Annotated in this window: 17 protein-coding genes and 2 pseudogenes; 11 read left to right on the top strand and 8 right to left on the bottom strand. The window is 64.1% G+C overall.

Going from position 1 to position 18,288, the window contains the following annotated elements:
• On the bottom strand, window positions 1-799 hold a 799-nt coding region (locus AWB78_RS38165; protein ID WP_198399433.1), incomplete at its 3' end, for a hypothetical protein.
• Window positions 800-988: 189 nt separating this feature from the next.
• Entirely contained in the window at window positions 989-1,429 is a 441-nt protein-coding gene (locus AWB78_RS38160; RefSeq protein WP_062611901.1) for an SET domain-containing protein, read from the bottom strand.
• Between the two features lie 101 nt (window positions 1,430-1,530).
• Here AWB78_RS38160 and AWB78_RS38155 point away from each other — a divergent pair, with 101 nt between their 5' ends.
• On the top strand, window positions 1,531-1,734 hold the full coding sequence (locus AWB78_RS38155; protein WP_062611896.1) for a hypothetical protein: 204 nt from the start codon (window positions 1,531-1,533) through the stop codon (window positions 1,732-1,734).
• Between the two features lie 29 nt (window positions 1,735-1,763).
• Here the strand turns inward: AWB78_RS38155 and AWB78_RS38150 are convergent, their stop codons facing one another.
• On the bottom strand, window positions 1,764-2,042 hold the full coding sequence (locus AWB78_RS38150) for an HU family DNA-binding protein (protein ID WP_062611895.1): 279 nt from the start codon (window positions 2,040-2,042) through the stop codon (window positions 1,764-1,766).
• A 231-nt stretch (window positions 2,043-2,273) separates the two neighbouring features.
• Here AWB78_RS38150 and AWB78_RS38145 point away from each other — a divergent pair, with 231 nt between their 5' ends.
• Complete coding sequence (locus AWB78_RS38145; RefSeq protein WP_062611894.1) at window positions 2,274-2,537, top strand: YuaX family protein; 264 nt, start codon at window positions 2,274-2,276, stop codon at window positions 2,535-2,537.
• A 551-nt stretch (window positions 2,538-3,088) separates the two neighbouring features.
• Here AWB78_RS38145 and AWB78_RS38140 read toward each other — a convergent pair.
• Both AWB78_RS38140 and AWB78_RS48795 read right to left on the bottom strand, forming a co-directional pair.
• Complete coding sequence (locus AWB78_RS38140) at window positions 3,089-3,676, bottom strand: PilZ domain-containing protein (protein WP_510183597.1); 588 nt, start codon at window positions 3,674-3,676, stop codon at window positions 3,089-3,091.
• Window positions 3,677-4,186: 510 nt separating this feature from the next.
• Window positions 4,187-4,362: pseudogene (locus AWB78_RS48795) on the bottom strand (ABC transporter substrate-binding protein); the annotation flags it as partial.
• Window positions 4,363-4,472: 110 nt separating this feature from the next.
• On the opposite strand from AWB78_RS48795, the gene AWB78_RS38135 reads away from it, so the two are divergent.
• The 8 genes from AWB78_RS38135 to AWB78_RS38100 all read left to right on the top strand — a co-directional run bounded on the left by AWB78_RS38135 (window position 4,473) and on the right by AWB78_RS38100 (window position 14,520).
• Window positions 4,473-5,345: an ABC transporter ATP-binding protein gene (locus AWB78_RS38135; protein WP_062611892.1), complete on the top strand. Its 873-nt coding sequence runs from the start codon at window positions 4,473-4,475 to the stop codon at window positions 5,343-5,345.
• Window positions 5,342-6,337, top strand: coding sequence for a HEAT repeat domain-containing protein (locus tag AWB78_RS38130; RefSeq protein WP_062611891.1), 996 nt, complete (start codon window positions 5,342-5,344; stop codon window positions 6,335-6,337). Before AWB78_RS38135 ends, AWB78_RS38130 begins: the two co-directional genes overlap by 4 nt.
• 311 nt (window positions 6,338-6,648) lie before the next feature.
• Window positions 6,649-7,893, top strand: coding sequence for an acyl-CoA dehydrogenase family protein (locus AWB78_RS38125; RefSeq protein ID WP_062611890.1), 1,245 nt, complete (start codon window positions 6,649-6,651; stop codon window positions 7,891-7,893).
• Window positions 7,894-7,922: 29 nt separating this feature from the next.
• Window positions 7,923-9,320 carry an LLM class flavin-dependent oxidoreductase gene (locus tag AWB78_RS38120; protein ID WP_062611899.1) on the top strand — a complete coding sequence of 466 codons (1,398 nt, stop codon included), beginning with the start codon at window positions 7,923-7,925 and terminating at the stop codon, window positions 9,318-9,320.
• Window positions 9,317-11,017: an ABC transporter ATP-binding protein gene (locus AWB78_RS38115; RefSeq protein WP_062611889.1), complete on the top strand. Its 1,701-nt coding sequence runs from the start codon at window positions 9,317-9,319 to the stop codon at window positions 11,015-11,017. Before AWB78_RS38120 ends, AWB78_RS38115 begins: the two co-directional genes overlap by 4 nt.
• A complete protein-coding gene (locus tag AWB78_RS38110) occupies window positions 10,959-12,647 on the top strand; it encodes an ABC transporter substrate-binding protein (protein WP_062611900.1) in 1,689 nt (562 codons plus the stop codon). The genes AWB78_RS38115 and AWB78_RS38110 overlap by 59 nt, the downstream gene beginning before the upstream one ends.
• A gap of 5 nt (window positions 12,648-12,652) precedes the next feature.
• Window positions 12,653-13,645 carry an ABC transporter permease gene (locus tag AWB78_RS38105; protein ID WP_062611898.1) on the top strand — a complete coding sequence of 331 codons (993 nt, stop codon included), beginning with the start codon at window positions 12,653-12,655 and terminating at the stop codon, window positions 13,643-13,645.
• A complete protein-coding gene (locus AWB78_RS38100; protein WP_062611888.1) occupies window positions 13,642-14,520 on the top strand; it encodes an ABC transporter permease in 879 nt (292 codons plus the stop codon). Before AWB78_RS38105 ends, AWB78_RS38100 begins: the two co-directional genes overlap by 4 nt.
• A 23-nt stretch (window positions 14,521-14,543) precedes the next feature.
• Here AWB78_RS38100 and AWB78_RS38095 read toward each other — a convergent pair whose 3' ends face one another.
• Window positions 14,544-15,356 carry a MetQ/NlpA family ABC transporter substrate-binding protein gene (locus tag AWB78_RS38095; RefSeq protein WP_062611887.1) on the bottom strand — a complete coding sequence of 271 codons (813 nt, stop codon included), beginning with the start codon at window positions 15,354-15,356 and terminating at the stop codon, window positions 14,544-14,546.
• A gap of 179 nt (window positions 15,357-15,535) precedes the next feature.
• Here AWB78_RS38095 and AWB78_RS38090 point away from each other — a divergent pair, with 179 nt between their 5' ends.
• Window positions 15,536-16,711 carry an acyl-CoA dehydrogenase family protein gene (locus AWB78_RS38090; protein WP_062611886.1) on the top strand — a complete coding sequence of 392 codons (1,176 nt, stop codon included), beginning with the start codon at window positions 15,536-15,538 and terminating at the stop codon, window positions 16,709-16,711.
• Between the two features lie 47 nt (window positions 16,712-16,758).
• On the opposite strand, the gene AWB78_RS38085 is transcribed toward AWB78_RS38090, so the two are convergent.
• Window positions 16,759-17,109: a DUF3088 domain-containing protein gene (locus AWB78_RS38085; RefSeq protein WP_062611885.1), complete on the bottom strand. Its 351-nt coding sequence runs from the start codon at window positions 17,107-17,109 to the stop codon at window positions 16,759-16,761.
• A 98-nt stretch (window positions 17,110-17,207) separates the two neighbouring features.
• Window positions 17,208-18,212, bottom strand: a pseudogene (locus AWB78_RS38080) (NtaA/DmoA family FMN-dependent monooxygenase); the annotation flags it as partial.
• Window positions 18,213-18,288: the final 76 nt, after the last annotated feature.

Raw genomic sequence — 18,288 nt, 5'->3', positions numbered from 1 at the left:
GCTGGTCGCCTTCGTGTTCCCGGCGCTGAATCTCTGCCAACAGGACCATCGCGCGCGATGCCACGTGATCTCGCTGCGCACGCGCCGTTTCGAGCCGGCCCGCGAGTGCTGGCTTTACCAGCAGGAGCCAGGTCGGAAACCACGCGTAATCGCCCACCGCGCCCATGCCGGGGAATTCCGCATCGAAGCGCCGGCGTAGCCCGTCAAGCGACGCGTCGTCCAGTCCGGCCAGTAGTGCGGCGAACCTTGCTGGTGCCAGCCACGCCAGTTCGGCGATGAGCGGCCACGCCGCATCAAGACCGTCCGCGCGGTAGTACGCCTCAGTCATCCACGCGAGCGGCGCCGGGATTCTCCACCAGGATTCAATCGCTTCGACCGATTCACGCGCCGCCCGCCAATCGCCAGCGAGAAGCCAAAGCGGCGCGGCGTGGTGCTCAGGATCGGCGCCGCAATAGACCAGCCCTGTGGCCCGCTGGGCGAGCGTTCGCCAGCTCGGTGCCAGCCATGCGTGGACGCGCTGCTCGGGTAAGACGCGCCGGGCGGCCGGCGTCACCACGTCCTCAAGGTGGCGACGGGCAATGGACAGGGCCGCAGGGTCAGTCAAGGGTGCGGTCGATTCGTGCTCGAGTTCGCCAGTCAGCACCGTCATCGCGGACAACGCGCCATCATCCGGAAATTCATCGGCCAGAAGACGCAGTGCCGTTTGTGCCGCGCCCGCCGCGCGCCGCTGCAGATGCTCCAGCACGTCGTTACGCAACATCACGTCACGGCTGTCGGCGAAGATATCGAGTTGCTGCATCGTCTGCGGGACCGTCATCGCGCTCAGTCAACTTGATCGTGAAGATGGGCCAGATTAGTCCATTTCGCCGTGCCGGGGAAGGTCATGATGCCGGCCTCGATCGCCATGTCGAATGCGCGCAGGCTGTCCCGTCGGCACCGGATCGGAATGTCAAATTTCAGATCATTGATCAACGAAGCAGGACGGCGGTCAGCGACGCGGTGCCAGCATGGTCCCTCGACATTGCGAAGCCTTGCAGCGACAGGCATACAGCTGCTTCAACGCCGCGCTCTGGCGGCCCTCCACAAAGAGCTGGTAGTCGATAAAGACTTCATAACCCGGTTCAATGTCACGAAGTGCATGAATGAAGACACGACTGCCTTCTTGCTCAGCCTCGCAGTTCGGCGCGCAACTGTGATTGACCCAACGCGCCGAGTTGCCGCCTTGCGCACCGTCGATCACGCGTCCATCGTCGAGATAAAAGAAGAAAGTGTGCCGTCTTCGGCTGCCGATCGCGTATTGATGCTGCGCTTCTTGCCAGGGCACGAGCTTGCTCCTGTACTCGAGAATTCTTTCGCCGGCCCGGATCCGGGAGACCGCACATACGCCGCGTCCGTGGACGGGCGAAGAACGTACAACGATGCGGCGCATGACCATGCTCTTCTCTGTTGCAGTGACGTATTGAGCTAAACGATGTGGCGTCGCCGCGCGCCTTGGCATAATGCGATCGACGCACGAGCTTTGACATCCCTATGCCTTCTTCGACCGGTCGCAGCCGCATCAAACGCAAACCGCCCCGCGGCACCCTCGTGCGTTACGAGGACCGCATCGTCGAGGTGCTGGGTGAAGCGCGTGACCAACGGATCATGATCCGATCGATCCATGCGGACGGCACCGAACGTCTCACGGCGGTCAAGCTGAATAATCTACGGCCGTTGGACGACCAACTCTTCTAGATCGGCGGCATAACTGAAGCCGCCCTTGCTCACGCTTGGTTGACGGCGTCCTTGAACGCTTTACCGGCGGTGAACTTGACCGTTTTGGCCGCCGCGATTTCAATCGTCTCACCGGTCTGCGGATTCCGACCGGTCCGCGCGGCCCGCTCGCCACTTCCGAACGTGCCAAAGCCGACGAGTTGAACGGCGTTTCCTGCCGCGACTTCCTTCGAGATGGTATTCAAGACCGCATTGATCGCCTCTTCGGCGGCGATCTTGCTCGTGCCCGACTCCGACGCAACCGCGTCGATCAGTTCCTGCTTGTTCATTGAAATCTCTTCCTCTCTATTGAAAACAAACGCGATGAGGGTTCCGGCGATGTGCTCTATCACCTGCTGGAGGCTCTCTTGCTGAGAAAGGACCGAGCCGGTGCTTTCCGACTGTGGCCGGCGCCTAGTTGAGCGCTCGGCTGAGCTTGTTCGGTCCCGCATGCGCCGTTCGCTGACGCGCGATCCGCTAAAACTTGTGGAATCCTTTAACCCTATCTGAGAGAACCGATAATGCAGAGCAAGATCGAAGGGCTTGACTCGCTGACTCGCCAACTTGAAGAAGCGTCGCGCGCATTCAAGTCGCTGGGCGGCGAACTCGAGCAAGTTAACCTTGAGCGGGGCAATCAGCAGAGTGTGCAGGCGGCCATTGAACAAGTGGAAGCGATCATCGATCAGAAGGCGGCTCCATATTGGGGGAATGAACTCGTGGAATCGATGGTTCAGCAGTTGAAGAAGCGGTATCGAGAGGAGATCATCCGACGCGGACGGGCGTGAGCGCGGGACCCGGCATGGCAGTGATTCGTACCTCTGCCGCAGCAATAGAGCATCGTCCTTCAATGAATGACACGTATTCGGACCCTCACGGCGCGCTTCAATGCGCGCCGATGACTGGACAAACTGCTGGGCAAGAAGATGGGTTGGCTATGGACCTGGAGCGGCGTCTCCTTCCGCTATCGAATCGACGATCAACTGCGTACGCATGACGGACGACATGTCGGCCGTTTTATTGGGGAGGAAATCTATGGCTCCGACGGTCTGTACCTGTGAGAATTGGCGTCCGAGGACCGTTTGATTACTCGGGTGCGAAGATCGGACCGCTTCAAACTGCCGTTCATGCCACGAATGAAGCGGGTGGAACAGACGCGACGGATGGCCCGGGCGGCTAGACTTATGCGCCCTGGCTGCACGGACTTTCCCGCGCCAGAACATCTCTAGAGGGAAATAGCTGCGCCCGTCCCCGACGCGCCGCTTCCGCCCAAGAACCCGTTTGCGTCAAGCGCGCTTTCTTTACTGAGAATGAACACACCGGCCGTGGACCTTCTGCGTCACTGTGCTGCGCTGCCTGTCGCGGCCTCGAACATATGAAGTCTGAGCAACGCCATGGTGTCCGCTGTCTGGCTGCTGAATTCGGCACCCGTCAGGACACCACATTCGATGTGCCGGACATTGCGCGCGATGCAGTTGAACATCACCGCGTGGAGCTTACCCCCGGCACGCAAACGCAATCCCAGTCTGAAGTGCTCGGAGACGTTGACGAGCGCGTCGGACGTCCGGAACGCGACGCCGCCCAGACTCACGTTGGTGACCGTTACATCAAATCCGGCGGCGACGCAGTCGTTTCTGATCAGCCGACCCGGCATTTCGGTCGACACTCGCACGTGGTTGCGGACGACGTGCGTCCGCACGGACCGCGGCCACGCCAGGTAGATCACTCTGACGGGGGTCTCGCTTCGTCCGAGCACGGTACTACGAAACTGATGTATCTTCCGCCCCCGAAGAGCATTGCAGGAGACTTCGATACCGGTCTTCAGCAATTCATGTCCGCTCGATGCGGTCACGAGTAGCGCGCTGCCGGAAATGGAGCCGACGTAATCGGTCTGGAAGGGCACTGGCTCACTTCCGACAACTGTCACCTGTATGTTGTCTATCGCCTTCGGGAGTGTTTCGGCGCTTGCGCTCACGGTGTCGATGATCGTCCCGCCCGCCCCCCGTCATGCCTCGCGCTTGAGATGAGCAGATCGCCCGCACGGGCTGCACTTTCGCCGGACGGCCTGGTCGTCGCATTCTCGCTGCGCAAGCCACCTTCCGCCAGGATCCTGTCCCGTTGGCTCTCCGACTGAACAAAGTAGCCACGTGCCAGTAGGAGCTTGCCGCTCCTAGAGTAGACGGCGAATGGAAGCGGCGAACCAACTTCCAATTCTCGGGCGGTTATCTTGACGAGTGCCATATCGGTTGTCCGGCGACATCACGGATTGACCGCTGGCACCTGGACGCATCAGTTTTGGAAACGCTAACTTAAATCGGCGCGCGCTGTATGAACGTGCGCAATCACACAATCCTCTGAAGAAAAACCTACGCCCGTGCTTTCGTCAGTTAGCTCCAAATTGCGCGCCGACACGTCCGCCCGGAAATCCCACGGCCCCTCGCAGCAACATGCCGTGCGAGGTCGATGCGAACGGCACGGAAATGGTCTTGCCTTTGAGATCGGCAATCGACTGCACAGGCGAATCCGCTGGAACGACGATGCCTTGCCACTGCCTCGCACACTGCCCGAAAGCACGCTGATAAAGATGCTGTTCTTGCCCGCTTTCCGATTAGCGACGTCGTCGTCGGCATGTTATTAATGGGTCTGCTCGGCATGGGAAGCAGCACGCTCGTGCGCGTGGCGGGCCGGCGATTGACGCCCTGGCTCGCAAGCGGGAGCCGCCGATGACCTCACGCGATATGCAAGGCAACGCAGGCCGCGTGAAGTTCGAACAACTCGCCGTCACGTTGGGCGATGGACCGAGCGCGTTCACCGCTGTACGCGACGTGAGCATGGTCATCGAGGCGGGCGAGTTCGTCTGCATACTCGGACCGTCCGGCTGCGGCAAGTCCACACTGCTCTCCGCGCTTGCAGGACATGTCCCGACGAGCGCAGGTCATGCGACGCTCGACGGCAAGCGGATCGACGGGCCACATCCCGAACGTGGCATGGTGTTTCAGCAACACACGCTGCTAACCTGGCGCAAGACGCTCGACAACGTCGCGTTCGGTCTGAAGATGCAGGGTATGGGTAAGCGCGAGCGGCATCGGAAGGCGCGCGCGTTGTTGGAGCGCGTGGGCCTCGGCCCATTCGCGGACCGCTATCCCGCGCAACTGTCGGGCGGCATGCAGCAACGCGCGGAGATCGCACGGGCGATGCTCAACGCACCGCGCATCCTGCTGATGGACGAGCCGTTCGGCGCGCTCGACGCACAGACTCGCGCAATGATGCAGTCGCTGCTCCTCGACGTCTGGAGCGAGCGAAAGCCCACTGTGATCTTCGTCACGCACGACATCGACGAGGCGCTGTTTCTCGCCGATCGCATTCTCGTGATGAGCGCGAGTCCGGGCACCGTGCTGGAAGAACTGCAGGTGCCGTTCGCGCGTCCGCGCGAGCGCGGCGAAACGCGCGATCTCGTCACGGAGCCGGAATTCATCGCGCTGAAGCGCCGTTGTCTGGCACTGCTTCGGCATCAACCCATCGCAACGCCCGCCGCCGACGACGATCACGCGCCGGCGAGGGTTCGCTTCGACCGCTCGGTACAGACCGCCTCATGACGCACGCCAGCCCTCTCTTCGACCCGCTCACAGATTCCGACGATGCCGCTCTCGCCGCGCGTCTCGCCGATGCGGACGCCGCCGTGCGCCGCCTTGCCGTCATCGAAGCGGCCGAACTGGAAGACGACAAGTGGTTGCCCGCGCTGATCCACGCGCTTCGTCACGACACCGATGCGGCTGTGCGGCACACGGCGGCGCAACGGCTCGGTGCGTGGGAATCGGCTGATATCGTCGATGCGCTGTGCGAAACCATCAAGGACACGCGTCTGGATGCGAATACGCGCGACGCCGCGGCGGACAGTCTCACGGCGTTGAAGAACGCCACGGCAGGCGCGCGCGTGCTGAATCATCTCGCCGATGTCCGTGTCGATGCCTATGCGCGCGCCGCGTTGCTGCGCGGCGTGCGCGAATTGCGGCTTCCGGGAGCGGCGGAGCCCGCAAAAGAAGCGTTATCCGATACATCGGCGAACGTGCGTCGCGAAGCGGTCGGCGTGCTCGGCTGGCTTCGTCATGCGGATGCGCTATCGCAACTCGCATCGCTTGCACGTGACGATAGGTCGGCGGAGGTACGGCATGCCGCCATCGGCGCATTGGGTTTCGCAACCGACGATACGGTGCTCGACACATTGACCGTCGCGCTTCACGACGATAGCTGGCGCGTGCGCGAAGAAGCGGCAATCACGCTCGGCAAGTTGCGTCTGGTGTCCGCGCGCGTCGCGCTCGAAGCCGCGTTAGAGGACGATTACTGGCAGGTGACGTTGCAGGCGGCGCGCGCGCTGGGCCGTTTGCGCGATGCCGCGAGCACGCGTGCCGTCGCGGAACTGCTGACGTATCCGATCGGCAACGTGCGCAAGGAAGCGGCGCTCGCCCTCGGCGAACTGGGCAACATCGATGCGCTGCCGGTACTCGAAGCCGCGCTGCAGGACGGCGATCCCGAAGTGCGCAAGGCCGCGCGCATCGCGATTGCGCAGATCGGCACGCGGCACGGCTGACGCGCGCTCAAAGCGTCACTCATGGTGTCACTCGGGTTCCGCTCGATTGATCGATTTCAGGACAACGGGAGCGATTCCACAACGAAGCATTTCTGCAATGCATTGCGCGCGACGAACGCGATGCAGCGATCGCACGCGATCGCCTCTCACCGACGCCGTGCGCGCGCTGCTACCGGACGTCCCGGTATGAAATCGCCCACTGCGCGGCTTCGCATAGCGACGATTTCGCCTTAGCTTCTGATGATTCATCGTTTAGCGTTGGCGCATTGGTTGCAGATAATCGACGGTCTCACGAACCTCGCACATGCACCATGCCTTTCGATCGCAATGCTCCCCTGCCTTCGGGCGTCGTCGTCGGCGCTGCGTGGGGCCCCGGCCCCACGGAAAACTACGCGGCGCTCGCCGCTGCCTTTCGCCCCGTATTCGCTCGCATTCGCGAACAGAGCGTGACGCGCGAGCTCGAACGCCGCCTTCCCGCCGACGAGATCGCATGGCTGCTCGACGCCGGCTTCACGTCGTTGCGCGTGCCGCGCGAATATGGCGGCAAAGGCATCCGCCTCGTCGAATTGTTTGAACTGCTGATCGAACTATCGGAGGCAGATTCCAATATCACGCAGGCGCTGCGCGCGCATTTCGGCTTCACCGAGCATGCACTGGACAGCTCCGTCGAACGACGCGAACGATGGCTCGCACGGCTCGGCAAGGGCGAGATCGTCGGTGCGGCATGGTCCGAAACCGGCGAGGCGCCGCGCAGCCAGTTCGCGACGCGCCTCACGCGCAACGCGAGCGGCTGGTATCTGAACGGCGCGAAGTTCTATACGACGGGGTCGCTCTTCGCCGACTGGATCCACGTCGGCGCAACGGACGCACACGACGAGGCGGTTTCCGTCACGGTCAATCGTCATACGGACGGCGTCGAAGTGATCGACGACTGGGACGGCATGGGCCAGCGTCTCACCGCGAGCGGCACGAGTCGCTTCAACAACGTGAAGGTCGATGAACGCGAGATCGTCGCGGGCCGCGCGCCGTTTCCCTACTCCGAGGCGTTCTATCAACTCGTGCATCTTGCAACGCTCGCGGGCATCGGCCGCGCGGTGGCGAGCGATGCCGCCGCGGTCCTCGCCAGCCGCAAGCGCAGCTACAGCAATGCCGTGACCTCGAGCGCGCCGGAAGATCCGCAATTGCTGCAGGTGGTCGGCCGCGCCCGCGCGCACGCATGGACGGCCGGCGCGATCGTCGCGCAAGCAGCGCGCGCGCTCGAACGCGCGGTGGCGTCGTTCGACAAGCCGGACGCGCTCGCCATCATCGCGGAGACCGAGATCGAGATCTGGCAGGCGCAGACCGTCGCGTCGCAACTGATTCTCGACGCCAGCGCGAACGTATTCGACGCGCTCGGCGCTTCCGCGACGCTGCGCACTTCGGGACTCGATCGCTACTGGCGCAACGCGCGCACGATCGCGTCGCATAACCCGCGCATCTACAAGGACCGCATCGTCGGCGACTTCGCCGTGAACGGCACGCTGCCGCCGGGGCAATGGCGCATCGGCGTGGCCTGACTTTCCCTTCGTTCGCCACACGTCCTTCCATGAGCAAGAAGCAAATCATTCTGAACGCATTCAACATGAACTGCGTCGGCCATATCAATCATGGCCTGTGGACCCATCCGCGCGATCGTTCGACGGATTATCGGAAGCTTTCCTACTGGACCGATCTCGCGAAGCTGCTGGAGCGCGGCCTGTTCGACGGTCTTTTCATCGCGGATATCGTCGGCGTGTACGACATCTATCGACAATCGGTCGATGTCACGCTGAAGGAGTCGGTGCAATTGCCCGTCAACGATCCGATGATGCTCGTCTCCGCGATGGCCGCCGCCACGCAGAATCTGGGCTTCGGCGTCACGGTCAATCTCACGTACGAGGCGCCCTATCTGCTTGCGCGACGCTTCTCCACGCTCGATCATCTGACCGATGGCCGCATCGGCTGGAACATCGTGACCGGCTATCTCGACAGCGCCGCGCGCGCGATGGGCCACACCGAAATGATCGCGCACGACGAGCGCTACGACCGCGCCGACGAATATCTCGACGTGCTCTACAAGCTCTGGGAAGGATCCTGGCAGGACGACGCGGTGCTGCGAGATCGCGAAGCGCGCGTATTCGCCGATCCCGCGAAGGTGCGCAAGCTGCATCACCACGGCCGCTATTACGACGTCGAAGGCTATCACCTGTGCGAGCCTTCGCCGCAACGCACGCCGGTGCTGTTTCAGGCGGGATCGTCGGGGCGCGGCCAGGCGTTCGCCGTGCGTCATGCGGAATGCGTGTTCGTGTCGAGCCAGAGCAAGGAAGGCACGCGCAAGCTCGTCGACGCACTGCGCACACAGGCCGTCGAGGCCGGGCGCGATGCGGGCGATCTCAAGATCATCATGGGCATCACGGTTGTCGTCGGCCGCACGCAGCGCGCAGCCGAAGAGAAGTTCGCCGAATACGCGCGGTATGCGAGTCCCGAAGCCGGGCTCGCGCACTTCGCGGCGGGCAGCGGCATCGACTATTCGACTTACGCGCCCGATGACGAACTCGCGCCGCCCGGCGGTCACAAAGGGCGCGGCATCGAATCGTCGGTGCAGCGCGTGACCGATGGCAAGCGCGGCGTCACCGTGCGCCATTTGCTCGAACAGATGCAACTGGGCGGACGCTACACGACGATCGTCGGCGATCCGGTTCAGGTGGCCGACGCGCTGCAATCATGGGTCGATGAAGCGGGCATCGACGGCTTCAACCTCACGCGCACGGTGACGCCGGAGAGCTACGAGGACTTCATCGATCTGGTGATTCCCGAACTGCAGTCGCGCGGCATCTACAAGACGTCGTATGCAGAGGGCACGCTGCGCGAGAAACTCTTCGGCGGTGGCGCCCGGCTCGCGCCCCGTCATACAGGAGCCGGTTTCCGCAATCTCTCCGAGCCGGCGCTCAGGCAAGCAACATGAGCACGTCGACGCTCCTGCTTCAGATCGATCAGTTGAGCGTGTCCTTCGGCGGGCACACCGCGGTTCGTCCCTTCGATCTCGCGATTGCGCGCGGCGAGATCGTCGCGCTCGTCGGCGAATCCGGCAGCGGAAAATCGACCATCGCCCTCGCGACGATGGGTTTGCTGCCCGGGCGCGCGCGCATGCAAGGCGAAATCCGCTTCGAAGGGAAACCGCTCTTCGAGCAAGGCGAGCGTGAGTGGAGCGCGCTGCGCGGCAATCGCATCAGCATGATCTTTCAGGAGCCGATGACTTCGCTGAACCCGCTTCAGCCCATCGGCAAACAGGTCGCCGAAGCGCTGACGCTGCATCGGCCGATGTCCGCGCAGGCCGCGCGCAAGGAAGCGCTCGAACTGCTCGAACTCGTGCGCCTGCCCGAGCCGCAGCGCCGCTTCGGGGACTATCCGCATCAACTGTCGGGCGGGCAGCGGCAGCGCGTGATGATCGCCATTGCGGTCGCGTGCCGGCCCGGCCTCCTCATCGCCGACGAACCCACCACCGCGCTCGACGTCACCATCCAGGCACAGATTCTGGAACTGATCGACCAGCTGCGGCGCGAACTGTCGATGGCCGTGCTGCTCATCACACACGATCTCGGCGTGGTCGGGCGCTGGGCGGATCGCGTGGTCGTGATGAAGGACGGCGCGAAGGTCGAGGAAGCGGCGAACACGCAACTCTTCATGCAGCCGTCGCAGCCCTACACACGCGCGTTGCTCGGCGCGTCGCTGCACTTCGGCGCGGGTCTGCATTATCGCGACGCGCGGCTGACCGATACGCCACGCACCGCGCCGATGCGGCCGGAGAGTGCGCAGGCCCGCGTGCTGCTGGAAGCCCGCGACATACGCGTCGACTATCGAGGCGTGCGCGCTGTCGACGGCGTCAGCTTCGAGATTCGCGCGGGCGAGACCGTTGGACTCGTCGGCGAATCGGGATGCGGCAAGTCATCGATTTCGCGTGCGCTGACGCGGCTCGTCGAGCCAGCCGCAGGCAGCATCGTGTTCGACGGCGAGGACATCACCCATCGGGGACGGCGTGCATTGCGGCCGTATCGAAGGCGTGTACAGATGATCTTTCAGGATCCGTACGGCTCGCTCAATCCGCGTCACACGGTCGAGCGCACGCTCAGTCATGCGCTGGCCATCCACGGCGTCTCGAACCGGCGCGAACGGCAGGCCAGGATTCGCCCCATCGTCGATGCCGTGGGTCTGCCTGAATCGGCGCTCAAGCGCTATCCGCACGAGTTCTCCGGCGGGCAGCGGCAGCGCATCGGCATTGCGCGCGCGCTCGTGCTCAGGCCGGAACTCGTCATCTGCGACGAGCCCGTGTCCGCGCTCGACGTCTCCATCCAGGCGCAGATTCTCGATCTGCTCGCCGACCTCAAGCACGAACTCGGCCTCGCCTTGCTCTTCATCTCGCATGACCTGTCGGTGGTCCGGTATATCGCCGATCGCGTGCTGGTGATGCGGGCCGGACGCATCGTCGAAAGCGGGGATCACGTCTCCATCTGGACCTCGCCGCAACACACCTACACGCGCGCGCTGATCGACGCGGTGCCGTCATCGCACGCGCCATTCTCATCCGACACAAGGAAAATTGATCGTGACTTTGAAGAGCAAGCCGCAGCCGGCCTCAACCTCGCCGCTCCTGTTTCGCGATGATCCGCTGGGCGCCGCGGTTGCCGATCTGAAACGGCGCAGATTGCTCAAGGGTGCGGGCGCGCTGCTCGCGGGGGCCGCGACGCCGTTCGTGTTCACGGGCCACGCGTGGGGCGCGACCGAAACGACGCCGATCACGCTGACCGGCGCGAAACGCGGCGGCACGCTCACGGCGGTCATTCATCCGGAACCGCCGACGCTCGCGTTCTTCGTCAACTCCGCGACGATGATCGGCGCGGTGGCGAGCAAGGTCTTCGATGGTCTCGTCGAGTACGGTCCCGACCTGAAACCGCGCCCGCAACTGGCGGTCGCATGGACCTTCAAATTGCGTCGCAACGCGCTCTGGCACGATGGTCAGCCCTTCACTTCCGCCGACGTGAAATTTTCGGCCGAGGAAGTCTGGCTCAAGATCAGCCCGGCATCGCGGCGCGTGCTGCAATACATGACGAAAATCGATACGCCGGATGCGCATACGGTCGTGCTGCACCTGTCGAAATCGACGCCCGCGACCTTCGGCATTCTCGATTCGCTCGGCACGCCGATCCTGCCGAAGCATCTCTACGAGAACACGGACATCCGCAACAATCCGTACAACAACAAGCCAGTCGGCACGGGTCCATTCAAGTTCACCGAATGGGCGCGCGGCGACCGCATCGTGCTCGACCGATTCGAGAAATACTGGGCGCCCGGCCAACCGTATCTGGACCGCATCACGTGGAAGATCACGCCGGACGTCTCGGGCCGCGCCACCGCGCTCGAAACCGGCGCGGCGCAATACGGCGAGCGCAACCCGGTGACCTTCGCCGATGCGGACCGGCTCGCGAAGCTGCCCAGTCTCGTCGTCTCGCGCGAAGGCTATAACGGCTACGCGGCGTGGCTCTGGCTCGAACCCAATTTGCGCGATCCGATCCTCGGCAAGCTCGAAGTGCGTCAGGCCATCGCCCATGCGATCAACCGCGACGTGCTCGTCAAGACCGTCTGGGGCGGCTACGCGGTGCCCGCGACGGGGCCGGAGTCGTCGCTGGTGAGGGCGTTCTACACGCCGGATACGCAGCAATATCCCTACGATCCGAAGCGCGCCGAGGCGCTTCTCGACAAAGCCGGCTTTCCGAAGAAAGCGGACGGCTGGCGCTTCAAGATAGATCACGATTTCATTCCCTATGGCGACGACTACCGGCGCACCGGCGAATTCGTGCGGCAGGCGCTGCGGCGCGTGGGCATCGACGTCAACCTGCGCGGGCAGGACCTGCCTACATGGATCAAGAACGTCTTCACTGACTACAACTTCCAGCTCATCAGCAGCTGGGGCACGGACGGTCTCGATCCGCAGATCGGCATCGAGCAGCATTACTGGTCGAAGGCGGCGTCGAACGGCACGCCGTGGTTCAACGCGTCCGGTTACGCGAGCCCTGAAATGGACCATGTGATCGAGGCGGCGCAGACGGAGACCGATCCGGCCAAACGGCGCGATCTCTACGTCCAGTTGCAGAAGATCGCGCAGCGCGACCTCTCGCTCATCAATCTGTTCGAGTTTCGCTGGTTCGGCGTCTGGTCGAAGAACCTTCGCAACGTCACCGATACCGCCAGCCATTCGCGCTCCAACTTCGCGCGAGTCTGGTTCGACCAGGCGTGATCATCATGCACTTCACTTCGGCGCTCGCTTCGCGCGCGATCGGGCGCAGGCTGATTCAGCTCGCGCTCGTGCTGCTCGGCACCACGGTGCTCAACTTCGTGCTGCTCAAGCTGATGCCCGGCGATCTCGTCGACGTCATCGCGAGCGAGAGCGGCAACGTGTCGCCGCAATACGTCGCGCAGTTGCGCGCGGCATACGGCCTGGATCAGGGCGTCGCGCGGCAGTTGCTGCACTACGTCGAACACGCGATACGGCTCGATCTCGGCTTCTCGTTTCGCTTCGGCGAACCGGTCGCGACGCTGATCTTCGCGCGCCTGCCCGCCACGCTCGCGCTGATCGGCACGGCGCTCGTCGTCTCGGTGAGCCTCGGGCTTCTGCTCGGCGTGCTCGCCGCGCGCCGCCCGCACGGTGTCGTCGATACGCTCGTGTCCACGCTCGCGACCATAGGCTATTCCGCGCCCATGTTCTGGACCGCGCTGCTGCTGATCGTGATCTTCGGCGTGCATCTCGAATGGCTGCCGATCGGCGGTGTCGCCGATACCAACGTCGCGCATCGCGGCGCAGCGTTGCTGCTCGATCATCTGCGCCATCTCGTGCTGCCCGCCGCGACGCTCGTGCTGTATTACGTGGCCATCTTCGCGCGGCTCGCGCGCGCGTCGATGATCGAGACGCTGCAGGAAGACTTCATCCGCACCGCGCGCGCGAAAGGCGGCCGGCCGTGGTACGTGACGACGCATCATGCGCTGCGCCATGCGGTGCTGCCCGTGCTCACGATGCTCGGCCTGCAGGGCAGCGCGCTGATCGGCGGCTCGGTCATAGTCGAGACGGTGTTCGGCTGGCCCGGGCTCGGGCAACTGTCGTTCGAAGCCATCAAGAGCCGTGACGTCAACCTGCTGGTCGGCGTGCTGCTGCTCTCGGCCTTTCTGGTGGTCCTGCTCAATTTGATCGTCGATCTGCTCTACGGATTCGTCGATCCACGCACGAGGTCGAACCGATGAAGCTGCTCCATTTCCTGCGTCAGCCGTCCGCGTTCGTCGGCGTGATCCTGCTCGCGCTGGCGCTCGCCGCGGCGCTCTCGGCGAACTGGCTCTTCCCCGGCGATCCGCTCGACATGGTCGCCGCGCCCTATCAATGGCCCGGCGCCGATCACGCGTATCCGCTCGGCACCGATCTGATGGGGCGCGACCTGCTCGCCGGGCTGTTCCACGGCGCGCGCGTCTCGCTGTATGTCGGCGGGACGGTCGCGGTCATCGCGCTCGTGCTGGGCGTGCTGATCGGCGGCATTGCGGGCTACTTCGGCGGCCTCATCGACCAGACGCTGATGGCGATCACCGAGTTCTTCCAGACCGTGCCGCCGTTTCTGCTCGCGATCATCCTCGTCGCGATTCTGACGCCGTCGCTCGCGACCATCGTGTTCGCGCTCGGCGTGACGGCGTGGCCGAGCATCGCGCGCCTCACGCGCGGCGAGTTCATCGTGCTGCGCGAGCGCGAGTTCGTCCGCGCGAGCGTGGCGCTCGGCGCGAGCGATGCGCATCTTATCTTCATCGAGATCCTGCCCAATGCACTGACGCCAATCCTCGTTTCGACCGCGCTGCTCGTCGCGAACGCGATCCTGTCCGAGGCGGCGCTGTCCTTTCTCGGGCTCGGCGATCCCAACGTGGTGAGCTGGGGCTCGATGGTCGGCACCGGGCGCGAAGCGCTGCGCACCGCGTGGTACATGATCGCGGTGCCCGGCTCGGCGATCGCCCTGACGGTGCTCGCGCTCAATCTGCTGAGCGATGCCCTGCATGCGGCGTTCAATCCGCGTCTGTCGAGAAACCGCCGTGCCGACGCGGCGTCGCGGCTGGAAGCGGCCGAAGGGCTGCGGCCTTGAACGCGACGCCGCGCCCATCCGTTTTACTGCGCCGGTCTGGAGAATCCCGCGAAGCGCTGCTCGATCACGCGCCCGAATTCCGCCGACCGGTACGCGTTCGCGATATCCGTCACATAGGGCTTGTTGAGATCGGCCGTGCGTACCGCGACGAGATTCAGGTAATACGGCGGAATCTTTTCGAGCAACAGCGCATTCGTGAGTTTGAGGCCCGCCGCGAGCGCGAAGTTGCCGTTCACGAAGGCATAGTCGACATCATCCAGCGAGCGCGGCAACTGCGCGGCTTCGAGCGGCACGAGTTTGATCTTGTGTGGATTGGACGCGATATCGCGCTCCGACGACTTCACCGGATCGACGCCCGGCTTGAGCGTCACCCAGCCGAGTTGCTGAAGCAGGATGATCGCGCGCGCCTGATTGGTGACGTCGTTGGGCAGCGACACGGTCGCGCCGTCCCTGAGCTCGTCGAGACGCTTGTGCTTGTGGCTGTACAGACCGATGGGCGCGGTCGGCACCTTCACGAGCTCCGACAGCGCGAGCTTGTGATCCTCAGAGAATTTCTTCAGATACACCTCGTGCTGGAAGGCGTTGGCGTCGAGCGCGCCGTCGGCGAGCGCGAGATTCGGCTGCACGTAGTCACTGAACTCGATGATCGTCACCTTGTAGCCTTCCTTCTCCAACTGCGGCTTGATACCGTAGCGAATCTGGTCCGAGTACGGACCGGCCGTTGCGCCAAAGCGGATTTCGGGCTTGTTCGGATCGGCGGCATGGGCAAGCGATGCAAGCACGACGCTCAACGCGATGGCCAGTACGCCGGCGCGCAATGGATGAAACGTCTTCATTTGGCTCTCCTCTCGCTTCGCGCCCGCGGGGGAGCGAAGCAGTTATCGTCGATGGTGCGCGACAAGCTTACGAATCCGCTCATCAAAGGCAAACCAATGAATCGATCTATGGTTTTCCGGATTGGCGCCAAAGACCGCTGCGGAGCGCGGAACACCTATCACCGACAGGAGACATTTCAATGAGTCGCACCCAAGACGCCCCGTGGACCGAGCCGCTGGAAGCGGTGCTGCGCGAATGGGCCCAAACCGCCGCCGCGCGCGACAAGGCCGGCGGCACCGCCTTTCACGAGCGCCGCCTGCTGCGCGAGAGCGGCCTGCTGCGGCTGTCGGTGCCGGCGGAGCTCGGCGGCGACGGCGCCCCCTGGTCGACGACGCTCGATGTCGTGCGACGCATGGCGCAGGTCGACAGTTCGCTCGCGCATCTGTTCGCGTTTCATCATCTGCAACTCGCGACGATCCGCCTTTTCGGCAGCGACACGCAGATTCGCCATTGGCTCGGCGAGACCGTCGCGCAGGGCTGGTTCTGGGGCAACGCGCTCAATCCGCTCGACAAGGGCACGCGCGCCCTGCCCGATGGCGCCGGCGGCTATGTCTTCGATGGCCGCAAGAGCTTCTGTTCCGGCGCGCGCGATTCGGATCAACTGCTCGCGTCCGCGTTCGATGGCGACGGGCGTCTGCTCATCGGCGCGACGCCGACGAATCGCGCGGGTATCACCGTGCTCGACGACTGGGACAACATGGGGCAGCGTCAGACCGACAGCGGCACGGTGATCTTCGAGAGCGTGCCCGTCGCGGTGGACGAACTGCTGCTTCATCCTGGACCGCTTTCCAGCCCGTTCGCCACGCTGCGGCCGCTGCTCGCGCAATCGATTCTGTGCCATATCTATCTCGGCATCGGCGAAGGCGCATTGCAGGCGGCGCGCGACGCGACGCTCGCGCAAACGCGGCCGTGGATCGCCTCGCAAGCCGAGCGGCCCGCCGAGGATCCCTACGTGATCGCGCACTACGGCGAAATCTGGGTCACACTCGTAGGCGCGCGTCTGCTCGTCGAACGCGCGATGCAGGCCTTCGATCGCGCGTGGCAGCGCGGTCTCGCGCTCACCGAAAGCGAGCGCGGCGAAGTGGCCGTGGCAGTCGCTACCTCGAAGGTGGCGGCTGCGCGGGCCGGGCTGGACGTCGCCAATCGCATGTTCGAAGTGACGGGCGCACGCTCGACCACGGCGGCATTGCGTCTCGACCGCTTCTGGCGCAACGTGCGCGTGCATACGCTGCATGATCCGCTCGATTACAAAGTGCGCGAACTGGGAGACTGGGCGCTCAACGGGCGCATCCCGAAGCCGTCGTTCTATTCGTGAGAGGAAGCACTGCGCCATGCGCTTACGCCGTGGCGCAGCCAATCAGGTCAGTCGTGCACTTTCGGGAAACCGTGCCGCTCTGCCAGCAACGCGAGAATGCGGCGCGTATCGGTGACGAAGCGCTTGTCGCCTTGCGTTTGCGCATCGGGCGGCGCGGGGTATTCGTCGCCGAGCACGAGCAGGGGAAGGTTCTGATGCGCGTCGCTCAGCGCCTCGACCGCCGCCCGGCGCGGACGCTCGAACGGCACGCGACGGATATCGAGCCGTGCATTGCGCGCGGGGTCGCTTGCAAGCAGCCCTTCGATGGGCGCGCCGTCCGGACAGACGAACACTTCGCCCGGGCGCTTCGGATCGGTAAAGCCCGGTTCCAGGAGGATCAGCAAATCGCGTTGGGTCATGGTGTGTGACATGCGTGGTTGAGACGCCGACCAGCGTAGCCATGACGCGCCGCGATTGGAACGAATTTCACCTGCTAAGGATATCGATGCCTCGCGCATCACCGATGCGCGAAGAAGCGATTCGACGGCCTCGGCAAGCCGAGATGCTCGCGCAGTGTCGCGCCCTCGTAAGCCCGCCGGAAAATGCCGCGCCGCTGCAACTCGGGCACCACCTTCGCGACGAAATCGTCGAGGCCTTCGGGCAGGAACGGAAACATCACGTTGAAGCCGTCGCTGCCCTCTTCGACGAGCCATTGCTCCATCTCGTCGGCGATATCCGTCGCGGTTCCGATCATCTGCAAACCGGAATAACCGCCCACGCGCTGCGCCAGTTGACGGACCGTCAGTCCTTCCGTGCGCGCCATGTCGATCACGCGTTCGCGCGCGCTCCTGCTCGCGTTGGTCTCGGGAATCTCGGGCAGCGGGCCGTCGGGATCGAACGACGAGACATCGTGGCCGAGCGCGATCGATAGCGACGAGAAGCCGCTGTCGTCGTGCACGAACGTGTCGAGCAATGCGCGCTTCTCCAGCGCCTCGTCGCGCGAATCGCCCACGACGACAAACGCGCCCGGCAGGATCTTAAGATGCTCGCGCGTGCGGCCGGCGCGTTCCATGCGGCCTTTGACATCGGCATAGAAACGCTTGCCCGCCGCGAGATTCGGCTGCGCCGTGAAGACCGCGTCGGCGGTTTCGGCGGCGAGCTGCCTGCCCGCTTCCGATGATCCCGCCTGCACGACCACCGGCCAGCCCTGCACCGGCCGTGCGATGTTGAGCGGCCCGCGCACCGACAGATAGGGGCCTTTGTGGTCGAGCACGTGCAGTTTGTCCGGATCGAAGAACAGGCCGCTTTGCGTGTCGCGCACGAAGGCGTCATCGGCCCAGCTATCCCAGAGACCCGTGACGACATCGTAGAACTCGCGCGCGCGGCGATAGCGCTCGTCGTGCTCCATGTGTTCGTCGCGCCCGAAGTTCAGCGCGGCATCGGGATTCGACGTGGTGACGAGATTCCAGCCGGCGCGACCGTCACTCAGATGATCGAGCGAAGCGAAGCGGCGCGCGATGTTTTATTCATCGCGCGTTTCTCGACTCGTTCGATGCGCCTTCCAAGGACGACTTCACCCGTACGCTGATCGATGCGCT

It is taken from the genome of Caballeronia calidae, from assembly GCF_900044055.2.
Lineage (GTDB): Bacteria > Pseudomonadota > Gammaproteobacteria > Burkholderiales > Burkholderiaceae > Caballeronia > Caballeronia calidae.
The sequence above is the reverse complement of the archived record's forward strand: the minus strand, read 5'-3'. Positions and strand labels throughout refer to the sequence as shown.

Bases quoted from the DNA above. Each gene is read 5' to 3' on its own strand.
- AWB78_RS38155 (WP_062611896.1), top strand. From the start codon at position 1,531: ATGCCTTCTTCGACCGGTCGCAGCCGCATCAAACGCAAACCGCCCCGC.
- AWB78_RS38095 (WP_062611887.1), bottom strand. From the start codon at position 15,356: ATGAAGACGTTTCATCCATTGCGCGCCGGCGTACTGGCCATCGCGTTG.
- AWB78_RS38130 (WP_062611891.1), top strand. From the start codon at position 5,342: ATGACGCACGCCAGCCCTCTCTTCGACCCGCTCACAGATTCCGACGAT.
- AWB78_RS38135 (WP_062611892.1), top strand. From the start codon at position 4,473: ATGACCTCACGCGATATGCAAGGCAACGCAGGCCGCGTGAAGTTCGAA.
- AWB78_RS38090 (WP_062611886.1), top strand. From the start codon at position 15,536: ATGAGTCGCACCCAAGACGCCCCGTGGACCGAGCCGCTGGAAGCGGTG.
- AWB78_RS38150 (WP_062611895.1), bottom strand. From the start codon at position 2,042: ATGAACAAGCAGGAACTGATCGACGCGGTTGCGTCGGAGTCGGGCACG.
- AWB78_RS38100 (WP_062611888.1), top strand. From the start codon at position 13,642: ATGAAGCTGCTCCATTTCCTGCGTCAGCCGTCCGCGTTCGTCGGCGTG.
- AWB78_RS38125 (WP_062611890.1), top strand. From the start codon at position 6,649: ATGCCTTTCGATCGCAATGCTCCCCTGCCTTCGGGCGTCGTCGTCGGC.
- AWB78_RS38160 (WP_062611901.1), bottom strand. From the start codon at position 1,429: ATGCGCCGCATCGTTGTACGTTCTTCGCCCGTCCACGGACGCGGCGTA.
- AWB78_RS38145 (WP_062611894.1), top strand. From the start codon at position 2,274: ATGCAGAGCAAGATCGAAGGGCTTGACTCGCTGACTCGCCAACTTGAA.
- AWB78_RS38085 (WP_062611885.1), bottom strand. From the start codon at position 17,109: ATGACCCAACGCGATTTGCTGATCCTCCTGGAACCGGGCTTTACCGAT.
- AWB78_RS38115 (WP_062611889.1), top strand. From the start codon at position 9,317: ATGAGCACGTCGACGCTCCTGCTTCAGATCGATCAGTTGAGCGTGTCC.
- AWB78_RS38105 (WP_062611898.1), top strand. From the start codon at position 12,653: ATGCACTTCACTTCGGCGCTCGCTTCGCGCGCGATCGGGCGCAGGCTG.
- AWB78_RS38120 (WP_062611899.1), top strand. From the start codon at position 7,923: ATGAGCAAGAAGCAAATCATTCTGAACGCATTCAACATGAACTGCGTC.